The organism is Hymenobacter arcticus (assembly GCF_054779975.1).
This window is the reverse complement of record NZ_BAAGXF010000006.1, coordinates 256,636-276,699: the sequence shown is the minus strand read 5'-3', so window position 1 is coordinate 276,699 and position 20,064 is coordinate 256,636. Positions and strand designations below refer to the sequence as shown.

General features: G+C 62.6%; 12 protein-coding genes. 4 read left to right on the top strand and 8 right to left on the bottom strand.

Going from position 1 to position 20,064, the window contains the following annotated elements; genetic code table 11:
* Positions 1 to 158 precede the first annotated feature (158 nt).
* The gene (locus ACYVGC_RS13095) at positions 159 to 3,806 is read right to left on the bottom strand and encodes a PA14 domain-containing protein (RefSeq protein WP_460584275.1); all 3,648 of its coding nucleotides are present in this window, start codon (positions 3,804 to 3,806) and stop codon (positions 159 to 161) included.
* Positions 3,807 to 4,340: 534 nt separating this feature from the next.
* A complete protein-coding gene (locus tag ACYVGC_RS13090) occupies positions 4,341 to 5,963 on the bottom strand; it encodes a glycoside hydrolase family protein (protein WP_460584274.1) in 1,623 nt (540 codons plus the stop codon).
* A gap of 382 nt (positions 5,964 to 6,345) precedes the next feature.
* Here ACYVGC_RS13090 and ACYVGC_RS13085 point away from each other — a divergent pair, with 382 nt between their 5' ends.
* Positions 6,346 to 6,942: a T9SS type A sorting domain-containing protein gene (locus tag ACYVGC_RS13085; RefSeq protein ID WP_460584273.1), complete on the top strand. Its 597-nt coding sequence runs from the start codon at positions 6,346 to 6,348 to the stop codon at positions 6,940 to 6,942.
* Positions 6,943 to 7,234: 292 nt separating this feature from the next.
* Positions 7,235 to 10,228 carry a protein O-mannosyl-transferase family gene (locus ACYVGC_RS13080; protein ID WP_460584272.1) on the top strand — a complete coding sequence of 998 codons (2,994 nt, stop codon included), beginning with the start codon at positions 7,235 to 7,237 and terminating at the stop codon, positions 10,226 to 10,228.
* Positions 10,229 to 10,305: 77 nt separating this feature from the next.
* On the opposite strand, the gene ACYVGC_RS13075 is transcribed toward ACYVGC_RS13080, so the two are convergent.
* Both ACYVGC_RS13075 and ACYVGC_RS13070 read right to left on the bottom strand, forming a co-directional pair.
* Entirely contained in the window at positions 10,306 to 11,004 is a 699-nt protein-coding gene (locus ACYVGC_RS13075) for an SGNH/GDSL hydrolase family protein (protein ID WP_460584271.1), read from the bottom strand.
* Positions 11,005 to 11,020: 16 nt separating this feature from the next.
* Positions 11,021 to 12,652 (bottom strand): 3-(methylthio)propionyl-CoA ligase, encoded by a 1,632-nt coding sequence (locus tag ACYVGC_RS13070; RefSeq protein WP_460584270.1) that lies wholly within the window; start codon positions 12,650 to 12,652, stop codon positions 11,021 to 11,023.
* Between the two features lie 167 nt (positions 12,653 to 12,819).
* Between ACYVGC_RS13070 and ACYVGC_RS13065 the strand changes: the two genes are divergently transcribed.
* Positions 12,820 to 13,251 carry a hypothetical protein gene (locus ACYVGC_RS13065; RefSeq protein ID WP_460584269.1) on the top strand — a complete coding sequence of 144 codons (432 nt, stop codon included), beginning with the start codon at positions 12,820 to 12,822 and terminating at the stop codon, positions 13,249 to 13,251.
* A 20-nt stretch (positions 13,252 to 13,271) separates the two neighbouring features.
* On the opposite strand, the gene ACYVGC_RS13060 is transcribed toward ACYVGC_RS13065, so the two are convergent.
* From ACYVGC_RS13060 to ACYVGC_RS13045, 4 genes are all read right to left on the bottom strand, one after another.
* Entirely contained in the window at positions 13,272 to 13,961 is a 690-nt protein-coding gene (locus tag ACYVGC_RS13060; protein ID WP_460584268.1) for a hypothetical protein, read from the bottom strand.
* A gap of 204 nt (positions 13,962 to 14,165) precedes the next feature.
* Positions 14,166 to 17,312, bottom strand: coding sequence for a glycoside hydrolase family 3 N-terminal domain-containing protein (locus ACYVGC_RS13055; protein WP_460584267.1), 3,147 nt, complete (start codon positions 17,310 to 17,312; stop codon positions 14,166 to 14,168).
* Positions 17,313 to 17,413: 101 nt separating this feature from the next.
* Positions 17,414 to 18,133: a Dph6-related ATP pyrophosphatase gene (locus ACYVGC_RS13050; RefSeq protein ID WP_460584266.1), complete on the bottom strand. Its 720-nt coding sequence runs from the start codon at positions 18,131 to 18,133 to the stop codon at positions 17,414 to 17,416.
* A gap of 162 nt (positions 18,134 to 18,295) precedes the next feature.
* Positions 18,296 to 19,249 (bottom strand): hypothetical protein, encoded by a 954-nt coding sequence (locus tag ACYVGC_RS13045; RefSeq protein WP_460584265.1) that lies wholly within the window; start codon positions 19,247 to 19,249, stop codon positions 18,296 to 18,298.
* A gap of 136 nt (positions 19,250 to 19,385) precedes the next feature.
* Between ACYVGC_RS13045 and ACYVGC_RS13040 the strand changes: the two genes are divergently transcribed.
* Positions 19,386 to 19,997 (top strand): class I SAM-dependent methyltransferase, encoded by a 612-nt coding sequence (locus tag ACYVGC_RS13040; protein ID WP_460584264.1) that lies wholly within the window; start codon positions 19,386 to 19,388, stop codon positions 19,995 to 19,997.
* Positions 19,998 to 20,064 lie beyond the last annotated feature (67 nt).

The window sequence follows — 20,064 nt, the reverse complement described above, 5'->3', positions numbered from 1 at the left end:
CTCTAAAAAACGCGATTCCAAGTAATCAAGAGGGTATGCCCAGCCTATCAAAAAGGATTTTGTTTTTGATAGGGGCAAATCGAACCGCTAGTATACTTCTTAAAATCAGTAAGTTAAAGGCTTAGCGTGTAAATCCGCCCTTCTGCAACAAGAACCCCTTAGTTCACCCGCACCAGCTTTCGCGTATACACCTGGCTGCCGGTTACCAGCCGCACGAGGTACATGCCCACCGCCAGCTCGGAGCCGGCCAGCGTGAACTGCCGGCGCTCGCCGGCCGCGGCCGAGCCAGCAAAAAGCCGCCGCACGAGACGGTTTTGCACATCGTAGATTTCGAGGGTGGCGCGGCCCGCCTGGGGCAGCACAAACCCGATGCTAGCCTGGCCGGTAAATGGATTGGGGTAGAGGATGAGGCCGGTGGCGGCGGGGTCGGCGGCATCATTGGTGGCCAGGGTGCGGGCGCTTTGGGCGCTGGCCTCCTGGCCACCGAGAAGGCTGGCTGCCGTGCCAAACGGGAGGAGGTGCGCGCCCGCAATGGGCGCTTCGACGGTGCCGCCGGGCAGCGTCCAGCCCACGGCCACGAAGTCGCCGCCGCCCATTTCGAGGTGCAGAGCTTCGATGTAGTAGCGGCGGCCGGCCAGCAGCTGCACCGGGGCCGACTGCTGGCTGGCGTACTTGGTCCACTCGCCGGGGTTAGTCCAGCCATTTACGTTGGCAATCAGCATTTTATTAGCCGCGTTGTCGTCGGTGCTCAGCCACAGCTGGCAGTCGTCGTCGCCGGCAATCGCGAAGGTGTAGCTGCCATCCTGGGGCGGGCATACGTAGCCCCGGATGCGCGCCCCGTAGTTGTCGCCGATGTTGTGGGCGCTCTCAAACTGCGTGAGCAGCACGGTATTATCAGGCGTTTTCTGGGTCGGAATCGCGCTTAGCGAATTGCCGTTCACGTTCGTCCACTGCTCCCAGCCGATGGAGCCGGTGCCGGTGCAGGCGCTGGCCGTGGGGGGTATAGCGGGCGTGCCACCGGCCGCCACAAACTGCGGCGTTTCGGTCACGGTGAGGGTGAGGCGGCCGCCGGGGGCGCTCACCGGGGTGGTGCTCATGCTGGCCTGGCCCGCCTGCGGCTGGTAAATGGTAGCGGTGGTAGCCCCGCCCAGGTCGAGAGTGTAGGTGGCGGTGCGGCCCTTCTCATCGGGCACCACCAGGGCAAAGATGGTCTTGCCAGCCGCCTCGTAGCGGTCCACAAGGGGGTCGCTGTTGAGCGTGCCGGTGAAAATATAGGCCCCCAGCAACTGGTTGGCCTGGCGCAGGAAGTCGGCCGCGGGCTTAGCCGAGCGGTCGGCATTGACGAGGCCCGACGAGCTGAACTGCACCGCGCTGGCGGGGTTGTCGTCGGCCAGCTGGTAGAAGAACGTGCGCTCCACGCCCCAGCGCGCATACAGCAGGGCGGTGCGCAGCGTCCAGTCGGCTTCGGTTTGCAGCACCGAGCGCGGCCCGATGGCAATGGCCTTGAGCGGGCTGCCCGGGTTGGTGTCGTAGCCGGTTTCGGTTACCCACACCGGCATGTCGTTGGCGTATTGGTGGGCCATCGTCACGAAGGCCTGGGCCACCTGGGCCACGTTCGACACCTCGGGGGCCGCGCCGCGCGTCGAGTTGCCGCCCTGCGAGGTGCTGGCGTCGTTGGAGTAGAGGTGGTAGTTAATCACGTCCCAGCAGAGGTTCACGCTGCCGTCGGGCTTGTAGCCGCGGTACTGCTTGCACCAGTCTAGCATGCCGCGCACGTAGTCGGGGGTGGCGGCGGCCAGGCCGCCCATCACCACCTGCATGGTGGGGTCAGCGTTTTTGACGCCCACGCCCGCGCCCAGCGTGTTCTTATTCCCGTCGTAGAAAGCCGACAGGTTGGCGGCGTACTCGCGGCCGGTTTGATAGGCTTTGCGGCCCTTCCACCACTTGTCGCGCTCATTATCGCATTCGATGTAGTGCACCAGGTTGAGGCCGATTTTAACCTCGTTCACGCCGTCGCCGGCCCAGCGGGTGCTTTGGTCCACGTGCAGCAGGTTGGCCGGCACACCGGGGTTGGCCCCGTAGCGCGCCGCGAATTGAAACGCCACCTTGGCCTGCTCTACGTAGGAAGCGGGGTCGGCAAAGTCCTTGCCATAGCGCACGGGCACGTTCTCCAGCTCGCGCTGGTCACCGGGGTAGGTAGCCAGCAGCCAGTCGGGCAGCGTTTTAAGGCAGGTTAATACCGTAACCCCTTCGCTTTTAAGGCGTTGGTACAGCAGGTCGTAGTTCCAGCCGCCGCTGTGCACGGGGTTGAAGGTGTAGCCGCCCTCCGTCGATTCGAGCTTCTGCCAGTCGAGGTAATGCCGGAAGCCGGTGAAGTTTTTCACCCCTTTGAGGCGCGTTTCGTCAATCTGGCCGGGATTGTTGGGGTCTTCCACGTCCCACTCAAAGGCGTTGACGCCCAGCTCCTGGCTGAACTTGATTTTCTTTTGCACGGCCAGCGCGGCTACGTCGGCCACGGGCAGCGGCGAGCCCGCCGCGTAGCTGCCACCCAGCTCAATCTCCGTCGGATACGCCCACGAGGCCGTAATAACCAGGTAGCGAATATTGCCAACGGCCGCAGGCAGCTTGAACACGTCGGGCTGGTTGGGGTCGGGCCCCACCCAGCGGTTGTACTGCCCGCCCGTGAAGGTGGCCACCGGTACGCGCTGCCAGGTATCGGTAATGACGGAGAGCGTCATCGGGTCACCGGGGTTTGTACCGTCGCCGTCAAATAACCGAATGGTTTCCAGGCTCATCGCCTCGCCTGGTAGCAGCGGATAATAGGCATCGTACACCGGAATCACCTTGCCCCAGCCAATGGTAGCGCCTGTGTTCGTTGCGCCATCGAAGAGGGGCTTAATTTCATTAGGCGCATTGGTAAGCTGGTACCAGCGGCTGGCATCGAGCGGAATTTTGCCCGCCGTCACGGGTCCGGTGGGCGGCGTGGGAGTAGGGGTTGGAGTGGGCGTGGGCGGCGGCGGCGTAGTGGCGGCGGCCTGCACGGTCAGCGTTTGGGTGGCGCTGGCGGCCAGGTAGGTGCTGCTGGCCGCCTGGCTGGCCGTGATGGTGGCCGTGCCGGCCCCGGTTACCGTAGCCAGCCAGGTACCGGCGCTGGTCTGGGCCACGCTCACCACCCCGGCATTAGACGAAGCAAACGTGATGGGAATCAGCCCATTGGTACTGCTGGCCGCAAGGGCAAACGGCGCATCGCCCACCGTTTTGGTAGCCAGTGCGCCAAAGCCCAGCAGGGCCGCTACTGGCGCGGTGGGCACGGGCGTAGTAGTGCCCCCACTAGCCTGGCCAAACACCTTGATTTTGACCGGAATATTGTTGCAAAACTTGTGAATGACGATGGCATCGGCCGGGAGGCTGCCGGGCGCGGCCAGGTCTACCCACACGTTGTACTGCGACCCGTCGAAGCTGCCGATGAGGGTGCGCTGGCTACCGCTTTGGGCGTAAATGAGCGCCGGCTGCGCCGTGAATATTCCTTGGTAGTCAAACAGCGAAATTCGGGTGAGCACGGTGGGCTGGGCGAGCTTCAGGGTCACGTCCACGTACTGGAAGTTGGTGGGAAACCAGCTGTCCTTCACCAGATTGCCGGGGTTGTCGTCGAGCCAGGGCGAATAGTCCTGGCCAGTGTCGAGGCTGGGCGTGATGCCGGTGATGGCCACGCGCTGCTCGCCGGCTACCTGGGCCTGCGCCGAAAAAACCAGTAAGTAGCTGGCCAGCAAGGCCGCTAATCGACTCATTAGGGTAGGGATGCGCATGATAATAAGGAAAAAAATGAGCACGCGGATGCTGGTATCAGCCGCCTGATAAAATCAAAAACCGGAATAGGGATGGGTGGGAGCGGCGGCCAAAAGCCGCCCGGGATAAGGATTAAGCAGGCGGCGATTTTTGTAATCGCTACCCTCAGCGAACTAAATGGGGCAATGTTCCGGCAGCGTTGCCAGCGCCCGCGGGGCCAGCAACCTGGGGCAAATCTGTACGCTGCGAAAATACAACCCAAAAGACAAACTACTCCAAATGACCAGGTTAATTTACGGTTTAGTAATCAAGCAGTTGCATCTTCTTTTTATACTTTTCGGCAAACTGGTAGCACTTTCTTTGGCTTGCTATATTCGCCCTAAACAGTGCCTGATTTTTCCTGAAAAACCAACTCAATGCTGCCCCTGCGCCGCGTAGAGCGCCGAATACCGGCCACCACCGTTGCCCGGCGCAATGCCAGTTAGCCAGCGGCCGCAACTACTTGACTGATTGCACTTTTTTTTTGCTGGGGCGCCTAAATAAAATCTACTACCCTACTGCCCCAGCGGTGTGCGCGCAAAAAAAGCCGGCGTGCCCGTGAGGGCAAGGCTAGTGCCGGGGCAGGGCTGGCCGGCCGCGCCGGGCACATGGTTCCAGGCGTAGCGCGTGAGGGTGGGCTGCTGCCAGGCGGCGGGCAGCGGGTAGGTGGCGGCGGCCGCCTCGCTCTGGTCGGCTCGGGCCTGGGCCCACAGCACCAGCACCGCGCCGGGGCCAGTGCCAAAGGCCGCCCCCGCCACGCCGGGCGGCAGGTGCAGCGCGGCGGTGCCGGCCGCGTCGTAGGGCCGGCCGGCCAGCAGCCGGCCGCTGGTGCGCAGGGCTTGGCCCAGCTCGGTGAGCTTTTGGCGGCCGGGCGGGTCGCGGGTCAGGCTTTCGTAGAGGCCCATGAGCTGAAATTCGGTGTCGCCACTCACGGCCTCACCGGGCGGCGGGGCCACGGCCCCCTCGCCCACCCGGTAAAAATGCAGCTGCGTAATGCCGGCCTGCTGGGCCAGCACCAGCGCCTTCAGGCCAAAGTTGCGCTGTAGCTCGTCGGAGCCGGCGCGCCAGTCGGCGGGCCGCCGGCCCACGTTGGTTTCGCTCACCAGGAAGTGCTTGCGTGGGTAGGCGGTGCCGTCGTAGCCGTATTTGTGCAGCACGGCGGCCATTGCCTGTTGGTGGGCAATGACTTGCTCGGCCGCAAAGTCGGAGTTGCGGGTGTAGGCAAAGCGGCCGGCGCGCTGCCAGTCGCGCCGCCGCAGGTCGTACGACGGATACACATGGTAATCAAGCACATCGAAATACGCGCCGCCGGTAGCCGGGTACTCGGCGTTGGGCGCGCCGTCGCGGGGGTTGTCGGAGTAGCGCAGCAGGGCATCGAGAAACTCGGGGTAGCCCAGGCCGCCGGGGGCCACGTAGGCGGTGGGCTGGTATTTTTTCACCACCTCCCAGGTGATGCGCAGCGTGCGGATGTAGCGGCCAATGGGGGCCAGCACATTGGGCAGCTCGGCGGGCGCGGGGGCACGGTCCAGCCACTTTCTATTGAGGGTGCCCGTGATGTAGTCGGGCTCGTTCACCACCTCCCACACCCGCACGTGCCGCCCGTAGCGCTGCGTGAGCTGGTAGATGTACTGGGCGTAGTAATTCTTAGGATTAACGGTACTATCGGCGTTCCAAATGGGCTCGTACAAGTTGGCAAACAGGTGGCTGGGCTCGGGGCAGCCAGGGTACACCACGGGGTCGCGGTGGGCCGGGCTGGGGTCGCCTACAAAGCACGTCAGGTTGCTAAATTTCAGGGAATCAGTATAATAACTGAAAGTGCTTTTACGCACGTCCCAGCCCCACTGCACCAGAAACTGCTCGGGCAGTGTCACGCGGATGGTGTTGCCGCCGGCCGCGTGCACGGCGCGGGCCAGCTGCTCATCGGGCCAGGTGGGGCCGTAGTAGCCCAGGTTGCAGCCGTAGCCGAAGGCCGCCGGGTAGGGCCGCACGGCCACCTGCGCCGTGTGCGGGGCCGGTGGCAGGCGGGCGGGCGGCTCGGCGTTGCAGGCACTGAGGCAAGCGCCCAGCAGCAGCGTGGCCCCGCGGCCGCGCCCAAGCCGGCCAATAATTAAAGGAGCGCACGCGGGCCTTTCTGTCATAAACAACATAGGCGGAGTTACCTGATAGGTGCTTTTCTTGCCAATTCGGCAGCGGGGCCGCAGTGGGCCCCGCAAGCGACGGTCGGGTGGGCGGCGGCGGCGCGACGAGTGCGTTAAGTTAGCAATGTACCTCAAAACAGCACTTTACTAGGTATTGGCAGCAAAAAACCAGTACCTATGCAGCCTTTCGGGCGAAAGGAGCATCTGGAGGGAGTGGCTGCGCGGGGGTGCCTTACCCGTCGAGCAAAGGGCGGGTCTGGTCGATTAAGCTGGGCTTTTAGAAACTAAAGGGCCCGGCACGGTGCTTGTTCATTAGCAAATCACCGCCTACCCGTTACTTTTGAGCCAGCCCTGGCTTTTCCACGCTATTTTCTTCGTACCCATGCGCTTAGCTACTCGTTTTTTATCTTTGGCACTCGCGGCGCTGGCTTTGCTACCCGCCGTTACCGCCGCCTACGGCGCGCACCTGGGTGCGGCGCCGGCCGCGGTGGCCGCGCCGCAGCAGTTGCCTAGCCAAACGGCTACTATTACGCAAACCACCGCGCGCCTAGTGTGGGCGCGGAGCGTGCGCCCCACGGGCCTCGGCAACCCGCTCGCCACCTGGACGCCCGGCAGCCCGATTCCTGGCATGGCGGCTTTCCTCACGCCAGCTAGCCCCGCTACCTTCACGGCACCCAGCCTGCACGCGGCGCTGGCGGCCGTGCCCGCGCCCAGCCAGTCGGGCGCGCCGTCGCTGAGCGTATTTCCGAATCCTGCGCGCGGGCTGCTCACGGTGCAGCTCTCGGCCCAGCACGGCCCTGACTACAAGCTGCGTCTGAGCAACGTGCTTGGTCGCGAGGTGCGCCTGCTGCCCTTGCCGCTGGCAACCGCCGCCACGGGCCTACCCCTCGATGTGACGGGCCTACCAGCCGGCCTGTACTTCTGCTCGCTGCTGGTGAATGACAAGGCCGTGAGCACCAACCGCCTGACCTTGCTCTAGGAGTAGCTATCAAACGTTTGTCCTTGCGCGCGCAACGAAGTGGAGCGCGGCAATCACACCAGAACGACCTGCATGGGTAGCGTTCGAGTGTGATTGCCGCGCTCCACTTCGTTGCGCGCGCAAGGACAAACGTTTTTAAACCCTTAATGCGCTGGCCGACGCAACCCCTGGCGGGTTAATGCCTACTTTTGGGGGATTCTTGCCAAATGGCAAGGCTTTAGTTATTCCGGAATTTCCCGCTAGTCTGGCGGCGCGGGCCTTTGGCCGCGGCGACCAGCCTTTTTTGCCCCGTATGCGTTCATTTCAACGGTTGAATAACCTGGTCGGTTGGGTGGTGTTTGCCATCGCTACCGTCGTCTTTCTGCTCACGCTCGAGCCCACTGCCTCGTTCTGGGACTGCGGCGAGTTCATTGCCTGCTCCTACAAGCTGCTGGTGCCGCACCCCCCCGGCGCGCCCACCTTCCTCATTCTGGGGCGGTTGATGTCACTGCTCAGCTTCGGCGACGTGACCAAGGTGGCCGTGCTGGTCAATGCGCTATCGGCCCTCAGCAGCTCGTTCACGGTGCTGTTCTTGTTCTGGATAATCACCCGGCTGGCGCGCAAGCTGCTGCTGGCGCGGGGCGAGTTTGAAACCGAAACGCCCGAGCCCACCGGCTACCAAACGCTGCTCATTTTGGGCGCGGGCGTGGTCGGCGCGCTCTCGTTCGCGTTTTCCGATTCGTTCTGGTTCAACGCCGAAGAAGGCGAGGTGTACGCCATGTCGGCCCTCTGCACCGCCGCCGTGGTCTGGATTATGCTGAAGTGGGAGGAGCACGCCAGCGAGGCCGATTCTGATAAGTGGCTCATTCTCATTGCCTACGTCATCGGCCTCAGCATCGGCGTGCACTTGCTGAACCTGCTGGCGCTGCCGGCCCTGGCCTTCATCTACTACTACCGCCGCTCGGCCAACCCGAGCGTGCTGGGTGGCATCATCACGCTGGTTGTCAGCCTGGTTATCGTGGGCTCGGTGCTGGTGGGCATCATTCCGGGCCTGCCTACGCTGGCCGGTGGCTTCGAGGTGTTCTTTATTAATACGCTGGGTTTGCCCTTCGACTCGGGCCTGATTATTTTCCTGCTGCTGTTTGTGGGGTTGATTTACGCAGGCTTCCGGCTTTCGTACCAGCGCCGCAGCCAGCTGCTGAACACGGGCATGCTGTGCTTCGTGTTTATCCTCATCGGCTACTCGACCTACCTGATTGTGCCGATTCGCTCGTCGTTTCACCCCACCATCAACGAGAACAACCCCGAGGATGTGCTGAGCTTCGTGAGCTACCTCAAGCGCGAGCAGTACGGCTCGCGGCCCCTGCTCTACGGCCCGCAGTTCAACGCGCAGCCCGACCACTACGAAGAGGGCGCGCCGCGCTACAAGCGCGACGGCGGCAAGTACGTCGAAATCCTGCCCCGCGGCCAGGAGCCCGGCTACGCCGACGCCGACAAGATGCTGCTGCCCCGCCTCTACAGCTACGACCCCGCGCATATTCAGGAGTATAAGAAGTGGGTACCCGACTTGCAGGAAGGCACCAAGCCCACGATGGGCCAAAACCTGGGCTTCCTGTTCCGGTACCAGATTGGGCACATGTTCTGGCGCTACTTCGGCTGGAACTACATCGGCCGCGAATCTGATGTGCAGCAGGCGGGCGTGATTGGGCCGCTCAGCCCCAGCGCCTCCACCCTGCCCGACCGCATTGGCGGCAGCTTTGCGCACAATAACTTTTTCGCTATCCCGCTCATTCTGGGGTTAATAGGCTTGTTTGTGCAGATTCGCAAGCGCGGGCACGATGCGCTGGTGGTAGGTTTGCTGTTCCTATTCACGGGCATTGCCATTGTGATTTACCTCAACCAGCCGCCCATTGAGCCCCGCGAGCGCGACTATACCTTCACGGGCGCCACATTTGCCTTCGCCATCTGGATTGGCCTGGGTGTTATTGGCGTGGGCCAGGCGCTGGCCGCCGCTCTCAAGGCCGAAAACCTGCGCGCCAGCGTAGCTGTGCTGCTGGGGCTGATTTCGCCCGGTATTCTGCTGGCCCAGGGCTGGGACGACCACAACCGCTCGGGCCGCTACAACTCGGTCGATTCGGCCCGTAACCTACTCAATAGCTGCGCCCCGAACGCCATCCTGTTCACCAACGGCGACAACGACACCTTCCCGCTCTGGTACGCCCAGGAGGTGGAGGGCGTGCGCACCGATGTGCGCGTGGCCGTACTCTCGTACCTGAATACCGACTGGTACATCCAGCAGATGAAGCGCCGCTCGTATAAGTCTGACCCCGTGCCGGTTACAATGAGCGATGCCACCTACGCGCAGGGCAACAACGACATGCTGCCCTTCTCGCCCAACCCCTCGGTAGATAGCCTCGACCTCAAGCAGTTTATCAGCCTCGTGGGCCAGGGCAGCCCCCTTCTAAAGTACACCGATGGTAACTACTCGACCATGACTTTCCCCACGCCCAAGTTCTTCCTGAACGTAGATACGACGGCGGTTAAAGCCCTGGGTATCATTCCGAAAGACCGTAAGGGCCAGCTCGTAAGCCGCCTGGACTGGAGCATGGGCAAACGCGCCATCGAGAAGAAAAACCTGGTGATTCTGGACATGATTGCGACCAACAACTGGAAGCGACCCATCTACTTCAGCTCCACGGTGGCCCCCAGCGACTACATGAACCTGCAGCCCTACTTCCAGCTCGAAGGCATGGCCTACCGCCTGCTGCCGCTGCGCGACCCCAACTTCTCGCCGCGCGGCGACGAGGGCTACGTGGAGAAGGACATCTGCTACGACGTGCTGATGAACAAATTTCAGTACCGCGGCCTGGATAACGCCAGCGTGTTCTACGACGAAAACAACCTGCGCTTCCCGGCCAACTACCGCGACAAGTTTGCCCGCCTCGCCAACGCCTACCTCGCCGACGGTGACCTGGCCAAAGCCAAAGAGGTGGCCAACAAGTGCTTAGCCGTGATGCCCGACAACGCGGTGCCCTTCGACTTCTACACGCCGCAGCTGGTGCCGGTGCTCTACGCCGTGGGCGAAAAGGACAAGGCCAACGCCATCCTCGACAAGCTCACCACCCGCAGCCTCACCATCCTGAGCTACTACAACACCCACGACGGCGCCCTCTTCGACGACAGCCAGCGCCAGTACCTCTACATGCTGCAAAGCGTGTACCAGGCCGCCGCCCAGGTGAAGGACGAGGCGCGCGCCAAAAAGGCCTACGACGTGCTGGAGCCGTACCTGCGGCAAGGCGCGCAGTAGATAGCTCACGCATAAGAAAGCCCCGCCGACAGCAAGTCGGCGGGGCTTTCTTATGCGTGAGCTAATTGATAATCTGGCTACTTCTTCTTCAGTGCCGTGGCCACGGCCTGCTCCAGCAGCGGGCTCATAATGCGGTAGCCGGCCAGCGTGGGATGCACCTCGTCTTTGGCGAGGGCGGGCGGCAGGCCCTGGCGGCTGTCGGCCATGGCCGAGTGGTAGTCGAGGTAAGTGGCGTGCCGCTGGGCGGCGTAGGCTTTAATCATTTGATTAAGCGCCAGCACTTTGGGCGCGGGCGTTAGGCCCTTGCGCCAGGGGAAGTCGTAGGCGGGTAGCACCGAGCACAGAATGACCCGGATGCCGTTGGCCTGCGCCAGCTCGGTCATCGACTTCACGTTGTTGAGCGTGGCCTGTGGGTCGTAGGGGCCAGTGTTTTCGGCAATGTCGTTGATACCCGCCAGAATGGCCACCACCGCGGGGTGCAGGTCGAGCACGTCCTGCCGGAAGCGCACCAGCAGCTGCGGCGACGTTTGCCCCCCAATGCCGCGCCCCACGTACTCATAGCGCTTACTGGCAAAGAAGGCCGAATCGGCCTTGGGCCAAATGTCGGTGATGGAGTTGCCGAGCAGCACAATGCGCGGGCGGGCGGGCTGGGGCGTGGGTAGCGCTTGGTTGGCGGCTGCGTAGCGCGTCAGGCCATCGCGGTCGGTGGGGGCTTGGGCGGCGGCGGGCGCGGCGTAGCCGCCTAGCGCCAGCAGCGCAACTATCAGTTTTTTCATCGTAACTACTACTTAATTAAGATTTTAACTCGTAGCTCGCAAAGTCTTTGCGCAGCTGGGTTTTGAGGAGCTTGCCGGTGGCGGTGTGCGGCAGCTGGGCTACAAACTCCACGGCGTCGGGGCGCCACCAGGGGGCAATTTTACCGTCCAGGAATTTCAGCAGCTCCTCACCCGTCACCTCGTGGCCGGGCTTGCGCACGGCTATCAGCAGGGGACGCTCACTCCACTTGGGGTGGGGCACGCCGATAACAGCCGCCTCGGCGATGCCGGGGTGGGCGATAGCCAGGTTCTCAAGGTCAATACTGGAAATCCACTCGCCGCCCGACTTTATCACGTCCTTCGAGCGGTCGGTAATGTGCAGGAAGCCCTCGGGGTCGATGGTGCCCACGTCGCCGGTGCGAAACCAGCCGCCGGCCGTGAGCTGGCCCGCGCCGGGCGCGCCAAAGTAGTCGCTCACCACAAACGGCCCGCGCACCAGCAGGTCGCCAAAGGCCACGCCATCGTGGGGCAGCGGCTGGCCGTCGCCATCCACAATCTCCATGTCGATGCCGAAAATAACGCGGCCCTGCTTGATTTTCAAGAAGAACTGCGCCTCCTCGGGCAGGTCGAGCTGCTGGGCTTTGAGGGTGCTCACGGTACCCAGCGGCGAGGTTTCGGACATGCCCCACGCATGGCGGATTTCCACGCCCAGCTCCTCATCGAAGGCGCGCAGCAGGGCCGGCGGGCACGACGCGCCGCCCACTATCATCTTGCGCAGCGTGCTAAACCGGCGCGCGCCCTCGCGCATGTATGTCAGCAGCCCAAACCAGATGGTGGGCACTCCGGCCGAGAACGTAACCCCTTCGCTTTCAAATAATTCGTAGAGGCTGGCCGCGTCCAGGGCGGGGCCGGGCAGCACCAGCTTACAGCCGTTGAGCGCCGCCAGGTAGGGCACGCCCCAGGCGTTGACGTGGAACATGGGCACCACGGGCAGAATCACGTCGCGCGCGCCGCAGTTGAAGCAGTCGGGCAATGAGGCCGCGTAAGCGTGCAGCAGCGTGGAGCGGTGCGAGTAGAGCACGCCCTTGGGCTCATCGGTGGTGCCGGAGGTGTAGCACAGCGAAGAAGCCGTGTTCTCGTCAAACGTAGGCCACTCAAAATCAGCACTTTCGGCGGTCAGCAAGGCTTCATAGCTAGCCAGGCCGGGCAGGGCCAACTCGGTGGGCAGGTGCTCGGGACCGGCCATCAATACCCACTTTTCTACCGAAGGGCAGTGGGGGGCCAGCTTATCGACGAGCGGCAGAAACGTGCTGTCGAAGAACAGCAGCCGGTCTTGCGCGTGGTTGATAATGTAAACCAACTGCTCGAAAAACAGCCGCGGGTTGATGGTGTGGCACACCGCGCCCAGGCCTGATATGCCGTAGTACAGCTCAAAATGCCGGTGCGTGTTCCAGGCCAAAGTGCCCACGCGGTCGCCCTCGGCGATACCCAGGCGGGTGAGGGCATTGGCCAGCTGCTTGGCCCGCTGGTGGGCGTCGGCGTAGGTGTAGCGGTGCAGGGGGCCGCCCTCGGGCAGGCGCGACACAATTTCGGTGGTACCGTGCCAGCGGGCAGCGTGTTCAATCAGCCCCGCGATGCGCAGGGGCGTTTGCATCATTAGTCCGAGCATAGTGCGGGGCAGAAATGGAGTGGGAAGTTGGCGGGCGGAAGATAGCAGCCGCACCGCGCATTGGGCGGCCGGCGCGGCCGGCTTTTTACGTAACCCGAACGCGGGGCCTGCCCCGACCGTTAGAGTGGCTACTTAGCGACTGACTGGCCCCCGTGGGCTGCCACTTTATGCCCCAGTTTTACCCGGCTTCTTCCGAGCGCCTCGAAATAATCTATCAACCTGATTTACAGATACTTTTTGGCCGCTGGCTGCGGCCCGTCACGGAAGCCGAAGCCCGGCAGGACTACGCCGACCTGCTGGCGGCCGCTCAGCATTTTGGGGCCCGCAGCTGGCTGTTTGATATTCGGCGGCGCGGCCGCAGCGACCCCGCCACCCTGGCTTGGCTCTTGGATGTGTACTACGCCCAGGCGGTGCGCGCGCTGGGCCCACCCGTGCGCCTGGTTTACTTCATGGCCCCCGGCTTGCGCCAGGAGTTCCAGGCCGATGGTGTGGTGCCCGAGCCGATAGCGTACGCTGCCAACCAGCCCTTTCGCATGAACCAGTGCATCACCGAGGGCGAGGCCGTCGGCTGGCTGCTGAGTGAGCAAGCGGCCTCTTGAGCTTGAGGCGGGCCCGCTGGTTATAGCCGATACCAAAGGCCAGTGCCATCCTCCTCATAGCCTACTACCCCTTTGCCACGTGCATAATAAACCCGCCGGATAGCCCGCAGCCGCGGGCTGTAGCCCACTGTATTCAGTTGAGGGCTGATGCGCAGGGTTGGGCCATAAGTTACACCACCCAGCACAACCGTAGGCAGCAACTCAACTGTGGAGCTCTGCAGGGGCCGATTGGTCGTGACAGCATCCAAGGGCAGGCTTTGGCTGAATGTTTTAGACCACTCCACATCTGCTCTTAATTCAACCGTACCCGTGCTTTTATTGTAGTACTTGTATAACTCCAATAACTCATCTACTACAGCCACCGAATCGCCATTGGTGCGAAAGATATACGTGAGAGAATCAGTGCGCTGCCCCAGCACGGTAATCGTCTGGTAAGTGCCTCGGGGTGGAATCAGCGAGCTACTTGCCTGAGGCTGTGTTTCATCCTGCACTTTCAGCACCCGAAAAGTGCGCACTTTAGGGCTGCCCGCGCGGCCAAAGCGTAGTTCTTGGCCTTGCTGGTAGCCCTGCCACACCAACTCGTCGGGCGTTAGTTGGTACGTGGGCGTAGGAAAAGGGTCAGGCTCCAGATTAAACTTGCAACTACTTAGTAGCAAGTATGATACGAAAGTAACGTAACGCTTGCGCTTGCGGGTGCCGATGAGTGCCATGAATAGCCTATTCGTTTTGAGGTATAGGCACGAAAGTACCGTGCTCCCTACCCAAAACGTCTTAGCTACTTTGGCTAACTAAAGTCCTTTTTCGAGGAAGAAAAAACGCTCTTTATGGTTCAAAAAATAAAATATTGCGCATTATTTCGGACTCCGGAGCACGTTTTATAAAGTCTGCTTTACTAAGAAATATTGTCTGTGCACCTACCGCAGGGCCTCAATTGCCACCTGCTGAATCTGGGTGCGCACGTTGAGGTCGCTCAGCTTGTTGTTGCGCCGCGAGGGATTGAGGCGGTTGGTGAGCACTACCACCACCAGTCCTTTATCAGGGTCTACCCAGAAGTACGTGCCCGTGAAGCCCGAGTGCCCGAAGCTGCCCGCCGATGCGCCTGGCGCGGTGTTGCCGGTGGCCGGGGCGCTGGGCCGGTCAAAGGCCAGGGCGCGCCGGTTGGCGGTACCGGGGAATTGCTGGCGCGTCCAATCGGCCAGAATCTCCTTACTGAATACCTGCTGGCCGCCGTAGCGCCCGCCCCAGGCGTAGGTTTGCGCCAGCTGCGCCACATCGTTGGCCGAGCCAAAGAGGCCCGCGTGGCCCGATACGCCGCCCAGCAGCGCCGCGCCCTCATCATCGACGTAGCCGCGCAGCAATTGGCGCCGAAACAGCGAGTCGTACTCGGTGGGCGCAATGCGGGTTGAGGCGGCGTGGTGCAGCGGCTGAAAGTGCAGCCCCGAGCCAAGTGGCTGGTAAACTGATTTTTCCAAAAATTGCTCAAACGACTGCCCGGTGCGCAGCTGCACCAGCTCAGGGTAGAGGTAGAATGACAAATCGGAGTACACATAGCCGGGCTTGGCGTTGAGTGGCGCGGCCCCAATCTGCTCATAGATGCGGGCGGGCAGCTCGCGGCGGCCCCACAGCCCCCGCGCCACCGGCAGCGGAAACCGCGCCGACGAGTCGGACCGGAACCAGCGGCGGCGCAGCGTGCCATCGGCCTTGGCATAGGCCTTCCAGAACGGAATCCAGGCGGGCAGGCCGGCTTGGTGAGTCAGCACATCACGCATTTTCAATCCAGCTTTATCGGTCTTCCGCAAGAAAGGAAACAGCTGCCCCAGCGTGCTGTCGGGGCTGAACTTGCCCTGCTCTTGCAACTTGAGCAGGGCCGGCGTGGCGGCCAGCACCTTGGTCAGCGAAGCCAGGTCGTAGAGGTCGGTATTCTGCACCCAGCGCGGCCCTTGCGGCCCGATGCCTGGCGCTGCTTGCGCGGACGGCGCACCGGCAGCCGCGCCCGGCTCACTCCCAAAGCCACTCGCCGCCGAGCTGGCATTTGGGTTTGTGGAGGAGCTGGCCGACAGCGCCGCGCCGCTCGTAGCAGCTTGGTAACCATAGCTTTTGCGCAGCACCACTACGCCGCGCCGCGCAATGAGCACCTGCCCGCCCGGCGTGGCCCCGGCGGCCAGCGCCTGCGCCATCACGCTGTCGATGCGGGCTTCGAGGCGGTTGTCCAGGCCCGCGTCTTCGGGGTGGGCGTAGGCCAGGCGCAGGCCGGGCTGGGTGGTGAGGCCGAAGCCCACTGGCAGGTTGTTGGCGACCGTCACGGGCAATTTTCCTACCGCGCCGATGCCGCCAAAAATGAGCTGCGCGGCCAGCTCCTGGGCCTCGGGGCTTTCCTGATACGCCATCACCACGGCACTGGCCCGGTCGAAGTCACGCACCTTGGCCGCCGCGTAGGCCGAGCCGAAGATGCTGAGAATAATGCGCTGGCCCGGCTTGGTGAGCTCGCGCAGCAGCAGGTTGGCCTCGGGCGCAATGCCGAAATTGGTGGCCGGCAGCCGGCCCAGGCTTTGCAGCGCCACCAGCACTACGTCGTAGCCAAACAGCTTGGCCCGAATGTCCACCAGCTCATCGAGCGTAGGCGCGGCGGGCAGGTGAAAGTGCGCCATGGGTACGTAGCTGGCCACGGCTTTTTGGAAGTCGGTGGTGTCGGCGGGGTTGCCGCCCAGCACCAGCGTGGCCATGCGTAGGGTGTCGAGCCGCTGCACGGGCAGCAGGTTGCCCTGGTTGCGCAGCAGCGTGAGGCTGTGGGCCGTGAGGCGGTGGGCCAGGTAGCGGGCGTGGGCCGGGTTGAGGTCAGCCATAATATTCAACTCGCTGATAACCGGCTTCTTACGCAGGCCCGCCCACTGCTTGAGGGCCAGCACCCGGCGGCAGCTTTCGTCGATGCGCGCCTGGCTGATGCGGCCGCTGTCCACGGCGGCCAGCACGCTGGCCAGGGCCAGCGGCACATTTTTGCTGAACTCCAGCACGTCGTTGCCGGCCAGCAGAGCGCGCACCTCGGCCTCGCCGGTCGGCACCTGCGTGATAAGGCCCTTCATGTTCATAGCATCGGTAAACACCACGCCTTTGAAGCCTAGCTGCTGCCGCAAAATGCCCGTGACGATGGGTTTGGAAAGCGTACTGGGACCGCGCACGGTGTCGAGGGCCGGCACGTTGAGGTGGGCCACCATCATACCGCCTATGCCATTGGCAATCATGTTTTTAAAGGGCGGCAGTTCCAGCGTATCCAGGCGCTCGCGGTCGACGCGCACCACCGGTAGGGCCAGGTGCGAGTCGGCATCTACGTCGCCGTGGCCGGGGAAGTGCTTGGCCACGGCCAGCACCCGCGCATCCTGCATCCCCTTCATATACAGGCGACTGAGGCGCGCCACGGCCGCCGGGTTTTCGCCCCATGAGCGGAAGCCGATAACCGGGTTGGCGGGGTTGTTATTGACATCCACCACCGGCGCAAAATTGACCTGCATGCCCAGGCGCGTGAACTGCCGCGCCACCTCGCGCCCCATGTCATACACCAGCCCCGAATCGGCGGCCGGCACCGCACCCAGGCTCATTTGGTACGGAAACTTCAGCACGCTGTCGAGGCGCATGCCCGCGCCCCATTCGCCATCCATCGCCACCAGCAGCGGCACCCGGCTTTGACCCTGGAAGCGGTTGAGCAGGCGCGCTTGCCGTACCGGCCCACCCTGAAAAAATATCAGCCCCCCAATGCCATAATCCCTTATCAGCGTGGAGATGGAGTCCTGGTAAATGGCGGGCTTGTTGGAATACGCGGCCAGCATAAACAGCTGCGCCACCCGCTGCCGGGGCGTGAGCGCGCGCATCAGGCTATCGACCCACGGCGAGTGCAGGTAGCGCAAAAAAGCGGGCGACTGGCCGCTGGGCACCGTTTTTTTGGCGATAACGACCGCCTTAGTCGGCCGCGGACGGGCAGCGGGGCGGCGCTGGGCCGAGGCTAGCAGCGGCATGGCCAGCAACAGCAGCAGCAGGTATTTTTTGAGCAGCAAGCGGAGGGGTAGCAAAGAGTGAGGCAGCGTGAATGTAGGGTAAGCTTTAGCTTGCCACCGTTGGGCCAGATGGTCAATGCGCTAAACAGCCCAGCGGTGGCAAGCTAACGCATCCCCTACATGGGCAGCAAATCGCAGAACCAAAAGCCGGTGGCAAACGGGTCGTCGGGCCCGCTGGCCGCCGTACCGGCCGGCGACGCGTACACCCGGCGCACCAGCTCTCCTTTGGTGAAGGCGATGGGCGCGCTGAAAATCGGGCCGTCGAAGACAAAGCTATGGTACTCGCCATTTTCGCCGCAGGGGTCTACGCCGGGTGGCAGGTCGCGCACAAAGTCGGCATCGAGCAGCCGCCCGCAAAAGCTGGCGTCGAGCCAACACTCATTCACACAAACGATTACCGCCCGAAAGCCCAGCTGCCAGAACTCGGCCAGCAGCTCAGCGCCCGGCCGCTGCCACAGCGGAAACTCGCCCCGCAGCCCCGCCCGCGCCAATTGCTGCTCGCGGTAGGCCCGCAAGTCTTCCAAAAAAATATCGCCGTAAACGGCTACCGCCACTCCCTGCGCCCGCAGGCCGGCGAAGGCCGCCCGCAGGGCCTCGTCGTAATCGGCCATGGTGGGCATTTTGGCCAGGCGCAACTGCGTGAGCGGCAGTCCAATGCGCGTCGCCTGGGCTTCGAGCAACGCCAGCCGCACGCCGTGCATCGATACGCGCTCATAGTGGGCGCTCACCGACGTCAGCAGGTGCGTCACGGTATAGTGCGGGTTGCGCTGGGCGTGGTACAGGGCCAGGGCCGAGTCTTTGCCACCGCTCCAGCTCATCAGGGCTTGCTCGGGCATGGAAAGGGGGATTCTCTAGCTAAAAATCAAAAAGAACGTCATGCTGAGCTTGCCGAAGTATCTCGCTCGCGCCGCTGGATTACCAACTCCAACGATTCGAGCGAGATGCTTCGGCAAGCTCAGCATGACGTTCTTTTACTCAGTCAACTATCTTATTATTAATTACTTAAGTGTAAACATAGCTTTGCCCATCAAAGCGCCGCCTTCGTACAGCTCTACCGTGTGCTGGCCGATTTTGTAGTCGGCACCCTTGGCGTACACAAAGTTGAGGGCCTGCTTGGTATTGTCAAATACTACGTCCTGCTTCATGGTGTAGAAGGCCTCCTGGCCGTCCACGGTGAAGGTGCCGCCGCCGGTACTCAGGTTGTAGAGGGCCGCGCCGTCGGGCTCCAAAATGCGCATGTAAATAGTTTTGGTGTCTTTGGGCGTCACATCGTTGCGCGACAGCGCGAAGGCCACTTTCACGCGGTCCACCTTCTTGGCTTTGAACTCCTCCTTATCGTCCTCCTTCTCCTTGTCCTTCTTATTGAGCACGCTCACGTGAATGTTGCTGGCCTGCACGCGCGAGGCCAGGGTCACCTTCTCGCTCAGGTCGCGGTTGGTTTTGGCAATTGTGCTGATGGTGTCGGCCAGCTTGTTCTGCTTTTCCTTGAGGGTCGTGGTTTCGACGTACAGGTCGTCGTTCGACTTTTTGAGGTCGGCAATCTGGTCGTCTTTTTTCTTCAGCTGGCTTTCCAGGTTGAGGGCGCGCTGCTTAAAGCGCTGCTGTTCGGCCACCGAAAACGAGCCGGCCTTGAAGGAGCGCAGCTTGAGCAAATCGGCGTTGATACCCGAAATGCGGGCTTCAAGCGAGTCGTTGCTGAGGCCCAGCTTTTGCAGGTCCTGGCTCTGGCGCTCGTAGCTGGCTTTCAGGTCTTCGTACTCCTTGATTTGGGTTTGCAGCTTGGTGTCCTTGGCCTGCACCTGGGTAGTTAGCTGCTCGTTTTCCGTTTTCTTCTGCGAATTCAAATAAAACAATACGCCATTGATACCGAGCAGCACCAAAACGAGCGCTACCCACAGCAGCACGCGACTATTGTTTTTGCGGGGTTCGGGGTATTCCTGTTGAGGCTCCATAAAAGGGGTTCTGGGGGAAAGAAGTGGCGGAAAAAGGGCGGGCAACCGGGGTCGGCTGGGCTAGCGCCTACCTTTGTGACGGGTAAAAATAGGCGAAATTTCCAATCGGCTCCGGTCGTCGTTATAATTAGCTCTTATGCAAACGGTTTTTCCGGCCTTCGATGCCGCCTACTGGCAGGCGCGCTACGCCACTCCCGGGCGCGCCGGCTGGGATGCCGGGCGCATCACCCCGCCCCTGCGTGCCTACTTCGACCAACTACCAGTTAGTCAAGAACTTCGCATTCTGATTCCGGGGGCCGGCCGCGCCTACGAAGCCGAGTACCTGCACCGCCGGGGCTTCCGGCACGTGGTAGTGGCCGACCTGGCCACCGCGCCCCTGGCCGCGCTGGCCGCCCGCGTGCCCGATTTTCCGCAAGCGAACCTTCGGCAAGTAGATTTCTTCACCATTTCCCCCACCGAGCCCTTCGATTTGCTCATCGAGCAAACGTTCGTGAGCGCCCTCGACCCCGCCCTGCGGCCCGCCTACGCCCGTCAGTGCGCCGCGCTGCTGCGGCCGGGCGGCAAGCTGGTGGGCTTGCTCTTCGACGCCGAGTTTGCGGGCGCTACCGAGCCGCCATTCGGCGGCAGCCGCGCGGAGTACGCGGCCTACTTTCAGCCGTATTTCGAGTTCATTCACTTTAGTACGGCGTATAACTCGCTGCCCGCCCGCGCCGGACGCGAGCTGTTTATTTGCCTGCGAAAGAACTAAACACGCCCGTCATTGCGAGCCTGCGAAGCAAGCGCACCCGCGCCGGGCGCGCCAGTCGTTCTGTAAT

Excerpts from the sequence above, each read along its gene's own strand:
- ACYVGC_RS13095 (WP_460584275.1), bottom strand. The coding sequence starts at position 3,806 with ATGCGCATCCCTACCCTAATGAGTCGATTAGCGGCCTTGCTGGCCAGC.
- ACYVGC_RS13090 (WP_460584274.1), bottom strand. The coding sequence starts at position 5,963 with ATGACAGAAAGGCCCGCGTGCGCTCCTTTAATTATTGGCCGGCTTGGG.
- ACYVGC_RS13085 (WP_460584273.1), top strand. The coding sequence starts at position 6,346 with ATGCGCTTAGCTACTCGTTTTTTATCTTTGGCACTCGCGGCGCTGGCT.
- ACYVGC_RS13080 (WP_460584272.1), top strand. The coding sequence starts at position 7,235 with ATGCGTTCATTTCAACGGTTGAATAACCTGGTCGGTTGGGTGGTGTTT.
- ACYVGC_RS13075 (WP_460584271.1), bottom strand. The coding sequence starts at position 11,004 with ATGAAAAAACTGATAGTTGCGCTGCTGGCGCTAGGCGGCTACGCCGCG.
- ACYVGC_RS13070 (WP_460584270.1), bottom strand. The coding sequence starts at position 12,652 with ATGCTCGGACTAATGATGCAAACGCCCCTGCGCATCGCGGGGCTGATT.
- ACYVGC_RS13065 (WP_460584269.1), top strand. The coding sequence starts at position 12,820 with ATGCCCCAGTTTTACCCGGCTTCTTCCGAGCGCCTCGAAATAATCTAT.
- ACYVGC_RS13060 (WP_460584268.1), bottom strand. The coding sequence starts at position 13,961 with ATGGCACTCATCGGCACCCGCAAGCGCAAGCGTTACGTTACTTTCGTA.
- ACYVGC_RS13050 (WP_460584266.1), bottom strand. The coding sequence starts at position 18,133 with ATGCCCGAGCAAGCCCTGATGAGCTGGAGCGGTGGCAAAGACTCGGCC.
- ACYVGC_RS13045 (WP_460584265.1), bottom strand. The coding sequence starts at position 19,249 with ATGGAGCCTCAACAGGAATACCCCGAACCCCGCAAAAACAATAGTCGC.
- ACYVGC_RS13040 (WP_460584264.1), top strand. The coding sequence starts at position 19,386 with ATGCAAACGGTTTTTCCGGCCTTCGATGCCGCCTACTGGCAGGCGCGC.